Source organism: Tardiphaga sp. (assembly GCF_028290495.1).
Lineage (GTDB): Bacteria > Pseudomonadota > Alphaproteobacteria > Rhizobiales > Xanthobacteraceae > Tardiphaga.
This window is the reverse complement of the sequence record NZ_JAQGJT010000113.1, coordinates 46,767-62,937: the sequence shown is the minus strand read 5'-3', so window position 1 is coordinate 62,937 and position 16,171 is coordinate 46,767. Positions and strand designations below refer to the sequence as shown.

General features: G+C 64.7%; 16 protein-coding genes. 13 read left to right on the top strand and 3 right to left on the bottom strand.

Annotated features, from left to right (window positions below):
* Positions 1–3 precede the first annotated feature (3 nt).
* The 11 genes from folK (at position 4) to JWQ24_RS17195 (ending at position 10,923) form a co-directional block, all read left to right on the top strand.
* On the top strand, positions 4–495 hold the full coding sequence (gene folK, locus JWQ24_RS17245; protein WP_299810510.1) for a 2-amino-4-hydroxy-6-hydroxymethyldihydropteridine diphosphokinase: 492 nt from the start codon (positions 4–6) through the stop codon (positions 493–495).
* Positions 496–755: 260 nt separating this feature from the next.
* Positions 756–2,621, top strand: a complete 1,866-nt coding sequence (locus tag JWQ24_RS17240) for a methylmalonyl-CoA mutase family protein (protein ID WP_299810508.1) — start codon at positions 756–758, stop codon at positions 2,619–2,621.
* A gap of 3 nt (positions 2,622–2,624) precedes the next feature.
* On the top strand, positions 2,625–3,089 hold the full coding sequence (locus JWQ24_RS17235; RefSeq protein ID WP_299810505.1) for a GFA family protein: 465 nt from the start codon (positions 2,625–2,627) through the stop codon (positions 3,087–3,089).
* A gap of 38 nt (positions 3,090–3,127) precedes the next feature.
* On the top strand, positions 3,128–5,281 hold the full coding sequence (scpA, locus tag JWQ24_RS17230; RefSeq protein WP_299810502.1) for a methylmalonyl-CoA mutase: 2,154 nt from the start codon (positions 3,128–3,130) through the stop codon (positions 5,279–5,281).
* Positions 5,282–5,316: 35 nt separating this feature from the next.
* Positions 5,317–5,634 (top strand): nucleotidyltransferase domain-containing protein, encoded by a 318-nt coding sequence (locus JWQ24_RS17225; protein WP_299810499.1) that lies wholly within the window; start codon positions 5,317–5,319, stop codon positions 5,632–5,634.
* The gene (locus tag JWQ24_RS17220) at positions 5,635–5,979 is read left to right on the top strand and encodes a HepT-like ribonuclease domain-containing protein (RefSeq protein WP_299810496.1); all 345 of its coding nucleotides are present in this window, start codon (positions 5,635–5,637) and stop codon (positions 5,977–5,979) included.
* Positions 5,980–5,990: 11 nt separating this feature from the next.
* Positions 5,991–6,995, top strand: coding sequence for a methylmalonyl Co-A mutase-associated GTPase MeaB (gene meaB, locus JWQ24_RS17215; protein ID WP_299810567.1), 1,005 nt, complete (start codon positions 5,991–5,993; stop codon positions 6,993–6,995).
* A gap of 1 nt (position 6,996) precedes the next feature.
* On the top strand, positions 6,997–7,635 hold the full coding sequence (locus JWQ24_RS17210; RefSeq protein ID WP_299810492.1) for a pyroglutamyl-peptidase I: 639 nt from the start codon (positions 6,997–6,999) through the stop codon (positions 7,633–7,635).
* Between the two features lie 140 nt (positions 7,636–7,775).
* Positions 7,776–9,023 carry a multidrug effflux MFS transporter gene (locus JWQ24_RS17205; protein ID WP_299810489.1) on the top strand — a complete coding sequence of 416 codons (1,248 nt, stop codon included), beginning with the start codon at positions 7,776–7,778 and terminating at the stop codon, positions 9,021–9,023.
* A 97-nt stretch (positions 9,024–9,120) separates the two neighbouring features.
* Complete coding sequence (locus JWQ24_RS17200; RefSeq protein WP_299810486.1) at positions 9,121–9,384, top strand: hypothetical protein; 264 nt, start codon at positions 9,121–9,123, stop codon at positions 9,382–9,384.
* Positions 9,385–9,552: 168 nt separating this feature from the next.
* Complete coding sequence (locus JWQ24_RS17195; protein WP_299810482.1) at positions 9,553–10,923, top strand: TIGR03808 family TAT-translocated repetitive protein; 1,371 nt, start codon at positions 9,553–9,555, stop codon at positions 10,921–10,923.
* 78 nt (positions 10,924–11,001) lie between these two features.
* Here the strand turns inward: JWQ24_RS17195 and JWQ24_RS17190 are convergent, their stop codons facing one another.
* The 3 genes from JWQ24_RS17190 to JWQ24_RS17180 all read right to left on the bottom strand — a co-directional run bounded on the left by JWQ24_RS17190 (position 11,002) and on the right by JWQ24_RS17180 (position 13,308).
* On the bottom strand, positions 11,002–11,484 hold the full coding sequence (locus tag JWQ24_RS17190) for a TIGR03809 family protein (RefSeq protein ID WP_299810480.1): 483 nt from the start codon (positions 11,482–11,484) through the stop codon (positions 11,002–11,004).
* Between the two features lie 520 nt (positions 11,485–12,004).
* A complete protein-coding gene (locus JWQ24_RS17185; RefSeq protein WP_299810478.1) occupies positions 12,005–12,742 on the bottom strand; it encodes a hypothetical protein in 738 nt (245 codons plus the stop codon).
* Positions 12,739–13,308 (bottom strand): sigma-70 family RNA polymerase sigma factor, encoded by a 570-nt coding sequence (locus JWQ24_RS17180; RefSeq protein WP_299810476.1) that lies wholly within the window; start codon positions 13,306–13,308, stop codon positions 12,739–12,741. Before JWQ24_RS17180 ends, JWQ24_RS17185 begins: the two co-directional genes overlap by 4 nt.
* 525 nt (positions 13,309–13,833) lie before the next feature.
* Between JWQ24_RS17180 and JWQ24_RS17175 the strand changes: the two genes are divergently transcribed.
* Positions 13,834–14,979, top strand: a complete 1,146-nt coding sequence (locus JWQ24_RS17175; protein ID WP_299810474.1) for a diguanylate cyclase — start codon at positions 13,834–13,836, stop codon at positions 14,977–14,979.
* Between the two features lie 69 nt (positions 14,980–15,048).
* On the top strand, positions 15,049–16,158 hold the full coding sequence (locus JWQ24_RS17170) for a DUF2336 domain-containing protein (protein ID WP_299810472.1): 1,110 nt from the start codon (positions 15,049–15,051) through the stop codon (positions 16,156–16,158).
* Positions 16,159–16,171: the final 13 nt, after the last annotated feature.

The following is a 16,171-nucleotide window of genomic DNA, read 5'->3' as shown; positions in this document are numbered from 1 at the left end:
ACGATGGCCAGCGTCCTCATCGCGCTCGGCGGCAATATCGGCGACGTCCGCGACACCTTCCGCAAGGCGATCTCCAACATCTGCGGCATGACGCAGGCAGCCTTGATCGCGCGCTCGTCGGACTATGCCACGCCCCCGGTCGGCGGCGTGCCGCAGGACGACTATGTCAATGCCGCCATCGAGATCGAGACCGATCTTGATCCGCACGCCCTGCTGTTCACGATGCACCGCATCGAACAGAAATTCGGCCGCAACCGCGCCAGCGAGACGCGCTGGGGCCCGCGCGGCATCGACCTCGACATGATCGCCTATGACGACGTGGTGATCGCCAAGCCGGAACTGACGCTGCCGCACCCCCGCGCCCATCAACGCGCCTTCGTGCTGGTGCCGCTTGCCGAGATCGCTCCGCAGCGCGTGATCGCTGGCAAGACGGTAGACGAGTGGCTGAAGGTCGCGCGGACGGACGGCATCACGAAGCTGCCCGACGTCGAGTAAACCCCACGGCTTCCACGCCCCCCCTGTCATCGCCCGCGAAAGCGGGCGACCCGGTAATCGCCGACGCCCGCGATGGAGCCGCAGCGGCACCGTTTACTGGATCGCCCGGTCAAGCCGGGCGACGACAGTGGTGTGTGAGGCGGCGGGGGTACCCACGTGCAGCAGCGCCGGAGCCATGCCCTGTAACCCATTGGCTTCCCTGTCCCGACGTGGCATTTTCGGGCCAATGACGAAGCAATGTCCGGGAGTGACGTTTTTACATGCCGACTGCGATGGACGACCTGACGCTGGCCGCGGATTTTGCGCCCGCGACCTATGACGACTGGCGCAAGCTGGTCGACGGCGTGCTGAAGGGCGCGCCGTTCGAGAAGCTGGTCAGCAAGACTTATGACGGCATCAAGATCCAGCCGATCTACACCCGTGCCGAAAACGCAGCGCCGATCACTGGCCGCGGCGCAGGCGCGCCGTGGCAGATCGTGCAACGCGTCGACCATCCCGACGCATCCAAGGCCAATGCGCAGGCGCTGCACGACCTCGAAAACGGCGCGACCGGGCTGGCGCTGATCTTTGAAGGCGCCAACGGCGCGCGCGGCTTCGGCCTGCCAGCCACGCCCGAGACGATCGAGAAAGTGCTCGACGGCATCTTCCTCGACGCCGGCATCGGTATTGAACTGCACGCCGGCCCGCAGTCGCGGATGGCCGCGGTCCACCTCGCCGAATACATCACGCAGAAGGGCTTTGACCCCGCCAAATGCGAGATCCGCTTCGGCTATGACCCGATCGGCGCCACCGCGGTGTGGGGCCAGAGCGCCTATAACTGGTGGGAGATGGCGCCCGCCGTCACCGAAGCGATCAAGAAGCTCGCGGCGACCGGCTTCAAGGGCCCGTTCGCGGTGGCCGACGGCCGCATCATCCATGATGCCGGCGGCTCCGAAGTGCAGGAACTGGCCTGGGTGCTGGCCGTCATGGTGTCCTATCTGCGCGTGCTGGAAGACGCCAACGTCCCCGTCGATGTCGCACGCTCGATGATCTATGCACGGCTCTCCGCCGACGCCGATCAGTTCCTGACGCTGGCGAAATTCCGCGCGCTGCGCCTGCTCTGGGCGCGGATCGAGGAAAGCTGCGGGCTCGCGCCCAAGCCATTGTTCATCGCCGCCGACACCGCATGGCGGATGCTGACGCAGCGCGACCCTTACGTGAACCTGCTGCGCGCCACCGTGGCGACGTTCTCCGCCGGACTTGGCGGCGCCAACTCGATCTGCGTGCTGCCGCATACGCTGGCGCTCGGCCTGCCCGATGCGTTCGCGCGCCGCGCCGCGCGCAACACCCAGCTCGTTCTGCTGGAAGAATCCAACCTCGCCAAAGTCAGTGATCCCGCGGCCGGCGCAGGCGGCATCGAAGCGCTGACACAGGAATTGTGCGAGGCCGCCTGGGCTCAGTTCCAGGACATCGAGAAGAATGGCGGCGCCTTCCCCGCGCTCGGCAACAACCTGATCCAGCCGCGAATTTCCGCGACGCGCAAGGCGCGGCAAGCCAGCATCGCCAAACGCCGCGAAGTGCTGACCGGCGCCAGCGAATTTCCGAATTTGCACGAGCCCCGCGCCAGCGTGCTGAAGGTCAAGCCGGCGCCGGCGAAGCCCTATGGCAAGGACAAGATCAAGTTCAATGCGCTGGAGCCGATCCGGCTCGCCGTGCCGTTCGAGGCCTTGCGCGACAAGTCCGACCATCTGCTTGCCCGCAAGGGCGCGCGGCCAAAGGTGTTCCTCGCCAATCTCGGCACGCCCGCCGATTTCACCGCCCGCGCCGGCTTCGCCAAGAGCTTCTTCGAGACCGGCGGCATCGAGGCGATCGATACCGAAGGCTTTGCCGATCCCACAGCCCTGGCCGAGGCCTTCAAGGCCTCCGGCGCTCCGTTCGCCTGCCTGTGTTCGTCGGACAAGCTGTATCCCGATCACGCAGCAAGCGCCGCGAAGGCCCTTCAAGCCGTCGGCGCCAGACATATCTATCTTGCAGGCAAGCCCGGCGAGCAGGAAGCGACCTTGCGCGCGGCCGGCGTGCAGGATTTCATCTTTGCCGGCGGCGATGCGCTGGCGATGCTGGTGGCGGCATACGGCCGAATGGAGTGATCAATGGGAACGGCGGGCAAGACAACGTTGACCGGCGGCTGCCAATGCGGCGCGATCCGCTTTGCGATCTCGGCAGCGCCGACCCGCGTCAGCATCTGCCATTGCCGGATGTGCCAGAAAGCCTCCGGCGCGCCGTTCGCCTCCCTCGCCGACATTCCGCACGAGAACTTCGCCTGGACCCGCGGCACGCCGTCGTCGTTCCGGTCCTCGTCGATCGCCGAGCGCGACTTCTGCGCGAAGTGCGGCACGCCGCTGAGCTACCGCAAGATCGGCGGCGAGAAGATCGAGATCATGACCGGCACCTTCGACCGCCCGGACCGCATGGTGCCGACGCAGCAGTTCGGCAGCGAGTCCCGGCTCGGCTGGGTCGCCACCATCACGAATTTGCCGAGCAAAACCACGATGCAGAACTACGGCCCGGCGCAGTCGGCCGAAGTATTCAGCTATCAGAATCCGGATCACGATTGAGATGAGCGCCGACACAACGTGCGCCAGAGGCAACTGACATGAACAAGATCCCCGTTTTCGCCGACATTCCCTTCGCGAAAGGCGTCGCCACCGCGCCGTCGCGCGGCGAGCCGTGGTTGACGCCCGAAGGCATTCTGGTGAAGCCCGGCTACTCCGAGGCCGACCTCGACGGCATCGATTTCCTGGAGACATGGCCCGGCATCGCGCCGTTCATGCGCGGGCCCTACCCAACGATGTATGTCAACCAGCCCTGGACGATCCGGCAATATGCGGGGTTCTCCACCGCCGAGGATTCCAACGCCTTCTATCGCCGCAACCTTGCCGCGGGACAAAAGGGTCTCTCGGTCGCGTTCGATCTCGCCACCCATCGCGGCTACGACTCGGATCATCCGCGCGTATCGGGCGACGTCGGCATGGCCGGGGTAGCGATCGACTCGATCTACGACATGCGCACGCTGTTCGCCGGAATTCCGCTCGACCAGATGAGCGTGTCCATGACCATGAACGGCGCGGTGCTGCCGGTCCTCGCGCTCTATGTCGCCGCCGCCGAAGAACAGGGCGTGCCGCCGGAGAAACTCACCGGCACCATTCAGAATGACATTCTGAAAGAGTTCATGGTGCGCAACACCTACATCTATCCGCCAAAGCCTTCGATGCGGATCATCTCGGATATCTTCGCCTACACCTCGACGAAAATGCCGAAGTACAATTCGATCTCGATCTCCGGCTATCACATGCAGGAAGCCGGCGCCACGCAGGACCTCGAACTCGCCTATACGCTGGCCGATGGCGTCGAATATCTCCGCGCCGGCCTGGCTGCGGGCATCGACGTCGACCGCTTCGCACCAAGGCTGTCGTTCTTCTGGGCGACCGGCATGAACTTCTTCATGGAAGTCGCCAAGATGCGCGCCGCGCGCCTGCTGTGGGCGAAGCTGCTGACCCAGTTCGATCCGAAGAACCCGAAGTCGCTCAGCCTGCGCACGCATTGCCAGACCTCGGGCTGGTCGCTGACCGCGCAGGACGTCTACAACAACGTGATGCGCACCACCATCGAGGCGATGGCGGCAACGCAGGGCCACACCCAGTCGCTGCACACCAACGCGCTCGACGAAGCGCTGGCGCTGCCGACCGACTTCTCGGCGCGCATCGCCCGCAACACGCAATTGTTTTTGCAGCAGGAGAGCGGCACCAACCGCATCATCGATCCCTGGGGCGGCTCGTATTACATCGAACGGCTGACGCAGGAACTGGCAACCAAGGCCTGGGGCCACATCCAGGAAGTCGAGGCGCTCGGCGGCATGGCCAAGGCGATCGAGGCCGGCGTGCCCAAGCTACGGATCGAGGAAGCCTCCGCCAAGACGCAGGCGCGCATCGACGCAGGACGTCAGGCCGTGATCGGCGTCAACAAGTACAAGCCTACGGATGAAGCGCCGTTGGACGTGCTCAAGGTCGAGAACTCCACGGTGCGGCGTTTGCAGATCGACAAGCTCGCGCGCCTGAAGAAGGAACGCAGCCAGACCGATGTCGATGCCGCTTTGCATGCTTTGACGCGTAGTGCTTCCGAGGGCAACGGCAACCTGCTGGCGCTGGCGATCGACGCGGCACGCGCCAAGGCGACTGTCGGCGAAATTTCTGACGCGATGGAGAAGGTGTTCGGACGCCACCGCGCCGAGATCAAATCCATCACCGGCGTCTACAAGCGCGAGGCTTCCACCATGTCGAACCGGGTCGAAAAGGTACAGGCGCTGGTCGACGCCTTCGAGGACGCCGAGGGTCGCCGCCCGCGCATCCTGGTCGCCAAGATCGGCCAGGACGGCCACGACCGCGGCCAGAAGGTGATCGCCTCGGCCTTCGCCGATATCGGTTTCGACGTCGATATCGGGCCGCTGTTCGCCACCGCCGACGAGGCGGCACGGCAGGCGGTCGAAAACGACGTGCATATTCTGGGTCTGTCGTCGCTGGCCGCCGCGCATCTCTCCGCGGTGCCCGAGCTGAAGGCCGCACTGAAAAAACAGGGCCGCGACGACATCATGATCATCATCGGCGGCGTCGTGCCGCCGCAGGACTACGCCGAACTCTACAAGGCCGGCGCGGAGGCGATCTTCCCGCCGGGTACGGTGATCGCGGATGCGGCGGAGGAACTGATCCACAAGCTCAATGCGCGACTGGGGCATAGCGAGGCGGCGGAGTAGCTGACGCCGTCGGGCAATGATGATAATATCAGCTCATGACCGACGTCGCCGACATCCCTCTGGACACCATCCTCGCGAAACTTCGCGAGCTTGCGCCTGCCATCAAGGCTGAGGGCGTGACACGCCTCGCTGTGTTCGGTTCGCGGGCGCGCGGCGATGCGCGGCCGGACAGCGATCTGGATATCCTAATCGAACATGAACCTTATGTTAGCGGCGGACCGTTCTTCGATTGGTCCAAGGTCATGAACATGATCGAGGACGAAATCGGAATTTGGCCACACCTCATGTATCCGACAGAGTTGACGCCCCGCATCAGGGAACGCATGGCCGACGATCTGATCGAGGTGTTCTGAATGCCACCCTCCGTCGAAGACCGGTATCAGGACATCCTGCGAACAACGACCAAGATCGAAACGCTTGTTGAAGGGCGCAGTTTCGATGAATTCTCGTCGGACGACATGCGTCATCTCGCGACCGAGCGCCTGCTCGAAATCGTCTGTGAAGCCGCGCTGAAATTGCCGGACAGCATCAAGCAACAGGCTCCTCACATCAACTGGCGCGGGATGAACAATTTTGCCAGCCTGTTGCGGCACGCCTATCACTCGACCGACGCCGATAAGGTGTGGGAGATCATTCAAAACGACATCCCACCTCTGAAATCCTTCGCCGAACAGCGTATCCGCGCGGCCGGCAAATGACATTGTCGAACATACCAAGGCCCACCGCTATTCCGCGAAGCACGCTCGACATCCCCACCCTGGCCGCCTCGCTCCGCGCAGGCTCGCGCGCCGCGCTGGCCCGCGCCATCACGCTGGTGGAGAGCCGCCGCGCCGATCATCAGGCCGCGGCGCGCGAACTGGTGCAGATGCTGCTGCCGCACACCGGCCGGGCCATTCGCGTCGGCATCACCGGCTCGCCCGGCGTCGGCAAGTCGACCACCATCGACGTGCTCGGAATGGACCTGATCAAACAGGGCCACAAGGTCGCGGTGCTCGCCGTCGATCCCTCTTCTGCGCGCACCGGCGGCTCGATCCTTGGCGACAAGACGCGGATGGCGCTGCTGTCTGCGGAAGACAACGCCTTTATCCGCCCCTCGCCGTCCTCCGGCACGCTCGGCGGCGTCGCGGCGAAGACGCGCGAGGCCATGCTGTTATGCGAGGCCGCCGGCTTCGATGTCGTGCTGGTCGAGACCGTCGGCATCGGCCAGTCCGAGACCGCGGTCTGCGACATGACCGATTTCTTTCTCGCCCTGATGCTGCCCGGCGGCGGCGACGAATTGCAGGGCATCAAGAAGGGCCTGATCGAACTCGCCGACATGATCGCCATCAACAAGGCCGATGGCGACAACCTCACACGCGCCAACATCACCGCGGGCGATTACCGCGGCGCGCTGCATATACTCACGCCGCGCTCGGAGCACTGGCATCCGCCGGTCGTGACCTATTCGGCGCTGGCGCACACCGGCATCAAGGAACTCTGGCAGAAAATTCTCGATCACCGCACCGCCATGAACGCCTCCGGCGATTTTTCCGGGCGTCGCCGCGAGCAGCAGGTGAAGTGGATGTGGACCATGCTGGAGCAGCGCCTGATGTCGAAGCTGCGCGCCGACCCCGCGTTGCGCTCCAAAGTGAGGCTGATCGAGAAGGACGTCGCCGACGCCAGCATCACGCCGGCCGTCGCCGCCGAACAGATTGCCGCGCTGCTGAAGGAGTGAAATGGCCGCCCCCCTGCGCATCCTGATCACCGGCTTCGGCCCGTTTCCCGGCGCGCCGGTCAATCCGACGCAGGCGCTGGTGGCGCGGCTGACGGTGCTACGCCGTCCGGCATTCGCCGATATCGTCCGCATCGCGCATATTTTTCCGGTCTGCTACGGCGCAGTCGATCGCGAATTGCCGCAACTGCTGGCGCGGCATCGTCCCGACGCGTTGCTGATGTTCGGCCTGGCATCGCGCACGACGTTCGTCCGCGTCGAGTCCCGCGCGCGCAATGCCGTCACCATGCTGTGGCCGGATGCCGAGCACACCCGGGTGCGGCAGGCCGCGATCGTCCGCGGCGCCGGCGCACAGGCGTTCGGTCCGCATACCCACCATTTGCTGCGCGCCGCGCTGCGGACCGGGCTCGATGTCCGCGCCTCGCGCGATGCCGGCCGCTATCTCTGCAACTACCTTGGCTGGCGTGGCATCGAGGCGGCGCGCACGCCGGGTGGCCCGGCGCTGGCCACCTTCGTCCACGTCCCCTTGCTGGCCCGCGACACCGCCTCGCGACGGATGACGCTGCAGGAACTGACCTTGGCCGGAGAAGCGCTGCTGCGCGAAACCGTGCGGCTGGCACGGGCGGCCCGGCACAAGGCATGACGTCCCACCCGACGGTAATCCCGGGCGTCCATCCCGGCTCGCGCGAAACGCCGATTTTGCGACGCTGCCATGCCCAAAGCTCGCTTGTGCAATGCAGCATTTGCGCGATATCAGCGGTGTTCTCCTGAGGATCGCCTTCTGTGACCGACATCAATGCCGACGCCTGGGTGTCTTCGACGCACCGCCCGATGCGTTTCCCGGAATTCCTGCTGGTGATCGCCTCGATCATGGCGCTGAATCCGCTGGCGATGGACATCATGCTGCCGGCGCTGCCGGACATCGGCGTGGCGTTCGACGTTGGCAATGCCAACCGGCTGCAGACCGTCTTGTCGGCGTTCCTGATCGGCTTCGGCTTCGCCCAGTTTCTCATCGGCCCGCTGACGGATCGTTTCGGCCGCCGTCCGGTGCTGCTGACCGGCATGGCGATGTATTGCGCCGCCAGCCTGCTGGCGATCGTGGCGCCGACCTTCGAGACGCTGCTGCTCGCCCGTGTTGTGCAGGGCCTCGGCACCGCCGCGACGCGCGTCATTGCGATCTCCATCGTGCGCGATTGCTATGCCGGCCGCCGCATGGCCAGCGTGATGTCGCTGGCGATGATGGTCTACATCGCCGTCCCCGTGATCGCGCCGGCGTTCGGCCAGGCCATCATGCTGATGACGCAGTGGCGCGGCCTGTTCATTGCGCTGACGCTGTACGGCTTCCTGGCGCTGGCGTGGAGCGCGCTGCGGATGCCGGAAACGCTGCCGAAGTCGGAGCGGCGTCCGCTCGATGTACGCAATGTGCTCGGCGCGTTCCGCCAGACCATCACCAACCGCCAGACGCTGGGCTATGCGCTCGCTGCCGGCGGCATCCAGGGCAGCCTGTTCGCCTTCGTCTTCACCTCGCAGCAGGTGTTCACCGAGATCTTCCAGCTCGGCCATTATTTTCCGCTGGCCTTTGCCGCCGTCGCGATCGGCGTCGCCGTCGCCGGCTTCATCAATTCGCGCTTCGTGGGCCGGCTCGGCATGCGCGTCATCTCGCACAGCGCATTGATCGGCCATCTCGTCGTGGCCGGGCTGATGCTGCTGGCGGCGCGGTTCGACATGCTGCCTCTGCCGCTGTTCATGGTCCTGTCAGTGCTGATGATGTTCGCTTTCGGGCTGATGTTCGCCAATTTTACCGCGCTGGCGATGGAGCCGCAGGGTCATATCGCCGGTACCGCCTCGTCGCTGTTCGGCTCGGTCACCACCCTGCTGGGGATCGGCATCGGCTACACGATCGGCCAGGATTACGACGGCACGCTGATGCCCTTTGCGATCGGCTTTTTCATCTGCACGCTGGCGGCGCTGGCCGTGGTCAGCATCACGGAACGAGGCCGGTTGTTCACGCCTCACAAGATGGTGAGCTGACGCTTCATGTGACGCCGGTCCGGCATGTCCTGCACGACATGTTTGATGCGAACCGGCAGCCCTTTCATACGTTATTGGTTTTTACCGGAGCGATCCGATGCCCTATGCGCTGTTCTGCGACGATGCGAAATTAAGCAAGACCTACCCGACCGAAGCCGACGTCTGGAAACTCGCCGCCGATTCAGGCCTCGTCACCGACGTCGAGGCCAAGGACGCCAAACCCACGCCCCGCCGCGTGCTCGACAACGACTACGAGATTCGCCCGTGCCAGCCGGAGCCCGGCGAGTGCCTGGAAACCAACGAGCGCGACGCCCGCGCCCAGGAGGAATTCCAGCAAGCGCTGATGGGCAAGCCGGAGTAGGTTACGGCGCGATGGCGCGAATGGTTTTCTCCCCTTTGCGGGGAGGGAAGAAACGCGCTCCGGTCTTCCAATTAACCCTTCGCTCACAATCCCGCTTCGTCGCCCTCCCCGCTTCGCTCCATGCGCATCATTTTGCGCTACTCAGGTAGGCGAACCGGAGACGCGACCATGCTCGTCCATCGCCGCTATCTGCTGAAGGCCTCTGCCGCCAGCCTCGCTGCCGGCGCGCTGGCGATGCCTGTCAATGCCGCGCCCGCGGCCCCTCTCACTTCCACACTCGGTCGCGACGCCACCCAATACGGCGTGCGCGCCAACAGCCCGGACGACCAGACCCGCGCGCTGCAACGCGCGATCGACGAGGCCGCCCGCGCGCAGGTGCCGCTGGCGCTGCCGCCCGGCATCTATCGCAGCGGCCTGCTGAAACTTTCGACCGGCTCGCAACTGGTCGGCGTGCGCGGCGCGACCATCCTGAAATTCACCGGCGGGGCGTCGCAACTGTCAGGCGAAGGCGCCGATCACATCGACTTGCGCGGCCTCACGCTCGACGGCGGTGATATCAAGCTGCCGAACCGCCGCGGCCTGATCCATTGCACCGGCGCAAAAGACCTGCGCATCCGGGACTGCGCCATCGCCCGCTCGGGCTTTGCCGGCATCTGGCTGGAGAAGGTCGCAGGCGCCGTCTCCGGCAACATGTTCACCGACATCGCCACCACCGCGATCGTGTCGTTCGACGCGCAGGGCCTGATCGTGTCGCAGAACACCATTCTCGGCACCCGCGTCAACGGCATCGAGATCCTGCGCAGCGCGATCGGCGATGACGGCACGATGGTGATCGACAACCGCATCGAGAACATCGCGGCGGGGCCCGGCGGCTCCGGACAGTTCGGCAACGCCATCAACGCCTTTCGCGCCGGCAATGTGATCGTCAGGGGCAACCGCATCCGCAACTGCGACTACTCCGCGGTGCGCGGCAATTCGGCATCGAACATCCAGATCTCCGGCAACAGCGTCAGCGATGTCCGCGAGGTCGCTCTGTATTCGGAATTCGCCTTCGAGGCCGCGGTGATCATGGGCAACACCGTCGATGGCGCGGCGGTCGGCGTCTCCGTCTGCAACTTCAACGAAGGCGGCCGCATCGCCGTCGTGCAGGGCAACATCCTGCGCAATCTCAGGCCGAAGCGCCCGATCGGCACCGCGCCGGACGACGACGCCGGCGTCGGCATCTATATCGAGGCCGATGCATCGGTCACCGGCAACGTCATCGAGAATGCGCCGTCGTTCGGCATCGTCGCCGGCTGGGGCAAATATCTGCGCGACGTCGCGATCACCGGCAACGTGGTCCGCAACGCCTTTGTCGGCATCGGCGTCTCGGTGATGCCGGGCGCCGGCACGGCTTTGGTCTCCGGCAATATGATTTCGGGCGCGCCGCGCGGCGCGGTGGTCGGGCTCGATCACGCGAAGCCCGTGACGCCGGACCTGACAAACGACGGCGCGCAAAAATATGCGCAGGTGTCGTTGTCGGGGAATGTGGTGAAGTAGCCGTCGTTCATCCCCCTCTCCCCCGCGCGAAGCGAAGCTTCGCTGGAGGGGAGAGCGAGTGCACCGCCGGAGCGCAGACTACATCGAGACGGCGCGGAGCATCGGGTAGCGCTCGCCGAGCACGTCGGGATCGAGCGCGCGCTTCCAGTCGAGATCGGGCTCAACCTTCGCGGCGCGTACCGGCGTGGCCAGCGGCTGCAAGGCCGGCGATTGCGCCAGCGCCACCGGCGCGGCTGCGACGGGCTTTTCGACCACCCGCGGCGGGCGTGGCGCCTCATGCAGCACGCGGCCCTGATAGGAAGTCGGCACGCCGTTCGGCCGGTCGAGCCACGACCACGTCACCGGCATGTTGCCAGTGGTGGCCTCCTGGGCAGCCATCGCGTTCCAGCGCTCCACTGCAATTTTGGCTTCCCGGATATTGTCCAGGAAATCGACCTCGGTATGAAAGCGGCGCCAGCGGCCGCTCTCGAACAGGTCGGTCAGATAGTCCAGACGGCGTTCGGCGAGACCGGCCCAGCGCTCGATCATCTGGCGACCGGTGACGGCTTGAGGGTGTGACATGGAAATGTCCGCAAGAGGAAAACGGACGCAAGAAGCAACAAACGAATCAATCACCAGTACTTGATGATGATCAGTGGAAAGGTTCCGGGGGTCTAGCGAAAGGTGTCCAAAATTGGACAAACACCGCCAAATAACACCACGAATCCACGCCCGTCCCCGCGCTTGCGTGTCAAGTCGCGGGTGTGATGGTAGCGGCGAGATGGTTAGCAATGGGTTAACGAGAGACCCGCCCGGGGGGACAACCGGGCGGGTCAAGCAATACCGGGCGCAGGGGATGGATGGGCGCTCGCGCCGGATATGCCTCGTTGGGGAGGGATAACCGCTCCCACATCAATCAGTCTGGCGAACCCCGGCAAACGTTCAACGCGGTGGTGATTATTTTGATGGAAGCGCTCGTCACGCGAGCACCGCCACAAACTCGTTTCCCGGTTGTTTTGGTAGAAATCGGGCCACCGGATCTGCGAAGCAATGCTTCGTATGGCATCGCGTCCGGGAACGAAGTGATAGCGCGCGGCAACGCCTACGGCGCAGCGCTTACCGAGCTGACGATCTTCTCGCTCGAGAGCCGGCCGATCCAGCCGTCGACCTGTTCCTTGGTCATCGGAAGGTGGCCAAGTTGCAGCCGGAACAGGCCGGCCTTGCCGCCATCGACGATGGTCGCCTGATAGGTATCGAGCAGCGCGGTGATATCGGACACCTTGGCGGCCGGCGTGAAGCGCACCAGCACGCGCGGGCCGGTCTGGACGGTCGTCGAACTATCCGGAGCAATCGAACGGGTGACGATGGCCGGAGCGCCCGGCTGGGCCGGGGCCTTGGTGGCGGCGGTGTCGAACGCCACTTCGCCACGCTGCTGCATCACGATGCTGCCGATCACCCCGGCCTGCAGCAGCAGCGCCAGCGCGCCGACCGCGGCCGATGCCATCAGCGTCCGCGGCGACAGGCCAGCGAAGAACCGCGACAGCCGCGACGATGCGTTGAACGAGCTCCGGCCGCCGCGCGCCGGTTCGGCGTCGATCGCTGTGAACAGTTTCTGCATCGCCCGGGACGACGGCGCACCCAGGCTCTCGTTGAGCAGGATCGTTTCGGCATACTCCTCGCGGATCGCTTCATACTGCAAAGCGAGTTCGGGATCCTTGGCCAACGCTTCGTCGACGCGGCGGGTATCGCGCGCGTTCAGCGTGCCGGCAGCATGCCAAGGCAATAGCGCCTCGATCTCGCCGGGCTGCTGGTCCTGCACTGTATTTCTCATCGCCATCATGGCCAGCCTCGTTCCACGCCGGCTGCCTTGAGCAGTTCGGCCAACTTCTTGCGCGCATAGAACAATCGCGTCTTCACGGTATTCTCCGGAATTCCGACGATCTCGGCGACCTCCTCCACGGATTTCTCGTGGTAATAGACAAGGTCTACGATCTCCCGATGTTCCCGCGACAGCCCCGTCAGGCATTTACGCAAGGCGACGCCGGTATCCTTCTTCTGCACGGCGACTTCCGGATCGTCGGAGTCGTCCTCGATCGCATTGGCGGTCTCGTCATCCAGTTCGGCGTCCTTCCGCTTGCGCAGCGCCGACAGCGCCTTGAACCGGGTGATGGCCAGCAGCCAGGTCGAAACGGCGGACCGCCCTTCGAACTTGCCTGCCTGCCGCCAGACGTCGAGAAAAACCTCGCTGATCAAATCCTCTGCGATCTGCTCGTTCCGCACCAGCCGCAGGCCGAAACGGAATACCCGGACATGGTGCCGGCCATAGAGCACTTGCATCGCCAGTCGGTCGCCCTGTGCAATTCGCGAGATCAACAGGTCGTCCGATGTCGCCTGCGTCGCGCTCAATGGCCCACTCTTTGGATTGGTCGGGGAGAAAACATAAGAGGTTCAACCGGCAGGACGAAACTTCTCAGACATGCTGCAATCCCGCCATACGCTGCCCAACGGCACATGGAGCCAAACGACATTGGGCCAAACGACGTGGGGCCAAACAACACGGTGCCGCCGCGGCGCAGTATGATCGCCCGGCAGCACCGCCCGAGACTGGGCATTGCAATCCCCCAGCCTTGATAGGTCTCGGAATTCCCGGCAAAGGTTCAACGAAATCGGCCGAACGGAGTCCCTTATTTTCGGACAGGGGTACCCGCCACATCAGGTCACCCGCGGCCCGTCATGTCAGGACGGCCGGTGACCGGCACCATGTCATAAATCCGACATTCTCAAATTCTGGTGAGAAGACCGAATTACCCTTTTTTAAGAGAAGGATAGTGCCGGTTGGCCGCAGCAGCGGCGGAGCAGGACGGAGCAAAAGATACCAAACCTAAAGGCATTTACCCCTACGGTTCCAACCACGCCAACGGTAGCGAGATCATGACCGCAATTTCCCCGACCCAGGACCCGACCGGCGATGACGTGACCGTCGTTCCCGGCGAGTCGCCGAGCGAGGCGCTGACGCGCCGGCGGCTGCGGCGGCGGCAGTTGCTGGTCTTCGCGGCCGCCTTCCAAGTCGTGAATGCGGCGTTGTTGCTGATCTTCGCCGCGGCAGGAACAATCCCGGTGGCCATCGCGACGGCATTTACAGTCGGGGCCGTCATCGTGGTGGGGGGATTCTGGGCGCTGTCCGAAATCCCCGCGACCGACCGGTGGCGGGACCGCACCTTTGCGCAGACCTATGCGGCCACCACCTTCGCGCTGCTGCTCGGCTTCGTCGCCATCGCCCCGCAAGTCGCGGTGGTCTTCCTGTCCGCACTGTTTCTGGTCGCGCAGATGGCCGGCATGCGCGCGACGCCGCGATACGGCTTCGCCATCTGGATCGTCATCACCGCGGGCGTGGCAACGCTGTACTGGCTCGGAGGTCTGTCGTTCTCGGTGCCACTCGGCAACCCGCTGGAGCGCTTCGGCACGCTGCTGACCTTCTCGCTGACGCTCGGCCGCATCGTCTTCATCGGCGTGTTCGCCAGCTCGATGCAGGACGCGCTGTCCCGACGCCGCGTCGAGCTCGAAACCGCCTACAAGCGGATCGAGGAACTCTCCGAGCTCGACGAGCTGACCGGATCGTACAACCGCCGCTGCATCATGCGGATGCTCGGCGACGAGACCATCCGCGCGCATCGCACCAAGTCGCCCTGCTCGATCGCCCTGATCGATCTGGACTGGTTCAAGCGCATCAACGACACCTACGGCCACCCGACCGGCGACGAAGTGCTGCGCACCTTCTCCATCGCGGTGTTCGCCAACATCCGCGCGATCGACAAGTTCGGGCGCTATGGCGGCGAGGAATTCCTGCTGGTGCTACCCGATACCCCGCATGACATGGCCGTGGTGCTGCTCGATCGGCTGCGCGCGATCATCGCGACGCTGGACTGGAGCGCGTTTTCCGAGGGCTTGATCGTCACCATTTCCGCGGGCGTCGCGACGATGGAGCCGGACGAATCGCCCGATGCCCTTTTGGCCCGCGCCGATGCTGCTTTGTATGCAGCCAAGGCCGGGGGACGAAACCTGATTGCCAGCGCCTGACCGAATTTACGTTATCCCGGCAGCGAAGAAACGCTGTCGTATTGCCGAGAGCTCCAGGACAGAGACACGATGCCAAAACGCACTTTAGCAGCCGATTTGCTCGACGAACTTCAATCATCTCTGGCTCACGGCACCGTGGCCCGCCGCGTCGAGACACTGCGCCGTGTGACCGATCTGTTTCTCGAGAATGCGATCTATTTTTCCAACGATCAGCTCGCCGTATTCGATGACGTGTTCGAGTGTCTCGTCGCGCAAATGGAAACTTCGGCCAGGGTGCTGCTGGCAAACCGGCTTGCGCCAGTTGACACCGCGCCGCCGCGCATCGTTCGCGCGCTGGCGTTCGACGACATGATCGAGGTCGCAGCTCCCCTGCTGACGCAATCCGAACGGCTCGACGACCACTCGCTGATCGAGAATGCGCGCACCAAGAGCCAGGGCCATCTGCTGGCGATCTCGCTGCGCAAAATGCTGAGCGGCGCCGTCACCGACGTACTGGTCGAGCGCGGCAATAACGAGGTGGTGCGAAGCACGGCTTCCAATCCCGGCGCCGAATTCTCCGAGAAGGGCTACACGAAACTGCTGGCACGCGCCGAGCAGAGCGACGGCATCGCCACCTGCGTCGGCATGCGCCCGTCGATCCCGCGGCACCATTATCTGCAACTGATCGCCAAGGCCTCGGCCTCGGTGCGCCAGCGGCTCGAAGCCGCGAATCCGAAGTGGTCGGGCGATGTCTCCCGGGTCGTCGCGGAAGTCACGCGGCGCGCCCGCTCGGCGCCCGCGGCGATCAGCCACGAGACCACGATCGCCCACGGCCTGGTACGCTCGCTGTTCGAGGACGGCCGGCTCGACGAGACCGAGGTGTCGGCCTTCGCCGAAGCCCGGAAGTTCGACGAGACCAACGCCGCCATCGCCTGTCTCGCCGCCGTGCCGCTGGCCGTCGCCGAAACCATGATGATCGAGTCCCGCACCGAAGGTATCTTCATTCTCGCCAAGGTCGCCGGATTTTCCTGGGCCACCGTCCAGGCCATCATCCGGCTGCGCGAAACGATCTCCGGCGTGGCGCTGGCGGTCGACAACACCGACCAGGACACCTACGAGCGGCTGCGGCTGTCCACCGCACAGCAGGTGCTGCGTTTCCACCGCATGCAACAGGCCACGTCGAACTTGCCTCAGGTTTGATCGCAATGCGCAA

Coding starts and splice junctions, on each gene's coding strand:
- JWQ24_RS17240 (WP_299810508.1), top strand. CDS start 756: ATGCCGACTGCGATGGACGACCTGACGCTGGCCGCGGATTTTGCGCCC.
- JWQ24_RS17185 (WP_299810478.1), bottom strand. CDS start 12,742: ATGATGGCGATGAGAAATACAGTGCAGGACCAGCAGCCCGGCGAGATC.
- folK (WP_299810510.1), top strand. CDS start 4: ATGGCCAGCGTCCTCATCGCGCTCGGCGGCAATATCGGCGACGTCCGC.
- JWQ24_RS17225 (WP_299810499.1), top strand. CDS start 5,317: ATGACCGACGTCGCCGACATCCCTCTGGACACCATCCTCGCGAAACTT.
- JWQ24_RS17175 (WP_299810474.1), top strand. CDS start 13,834: ATGACCGCAATTTCCCCGACCCAGGACCCGACCGGCGATGACGTGACC.
- JWQ24_RS17200 (WP_299810486.1), top strand. CDS start 9,121: ATGCCCTATGCGCTGTTCTGCGACGATGCGAAATTAAGCAAGACCTAC.
- JWQ24_RS17195 (WP_299810482.1), top strand. CDS start 9,553: ATGCTCGTCCATCGCCGCTATCTGCTGAAGGCCTCTGCCGCCAGCCTC.
- scpA (WP_299810502.1), top strand. CDS start 3,128: ATGAACAAGATCCCCGTTTTCGCCGACATTCCCTTCGCGAAAGGCGTC.
- JWQ24_RS17220 (WP_299810496.1), top strand. CDS start 5,635: ATGCCACCCTCCGTCGAAGACCGGTATCAGGACATCCTGCGAACAACG.
- JWQ24_RS17235 (WP_299810505.1), top strand. CDS start 2,625: ATGGGAACGGCGGGCAAGACAACGTTGACCGGCGGCTGCCAATGCGGC.
- JWQ24_RS17190 (WP_299810480.1), bottom strand. CDS start 11,484: ATGTCACACCCTCAAGCCGTCACCGGTCGCCAGATGATCGAGCGCTGG.
- JWQ24_RS17210 (WP_299810492.1), top strand. CDS start 6,997: ATGGCCGCCCCCCTGCGCATCCTGATCACCGGCTTCGGCCCGTTTCCC.
- JWQ24_RS17170 (WP_299810472.1), top strand. CDS start 15,049: ATGCCAAAACGCACTTTAGCAGCCGATTTGCTCGACGAACTTCAATCA.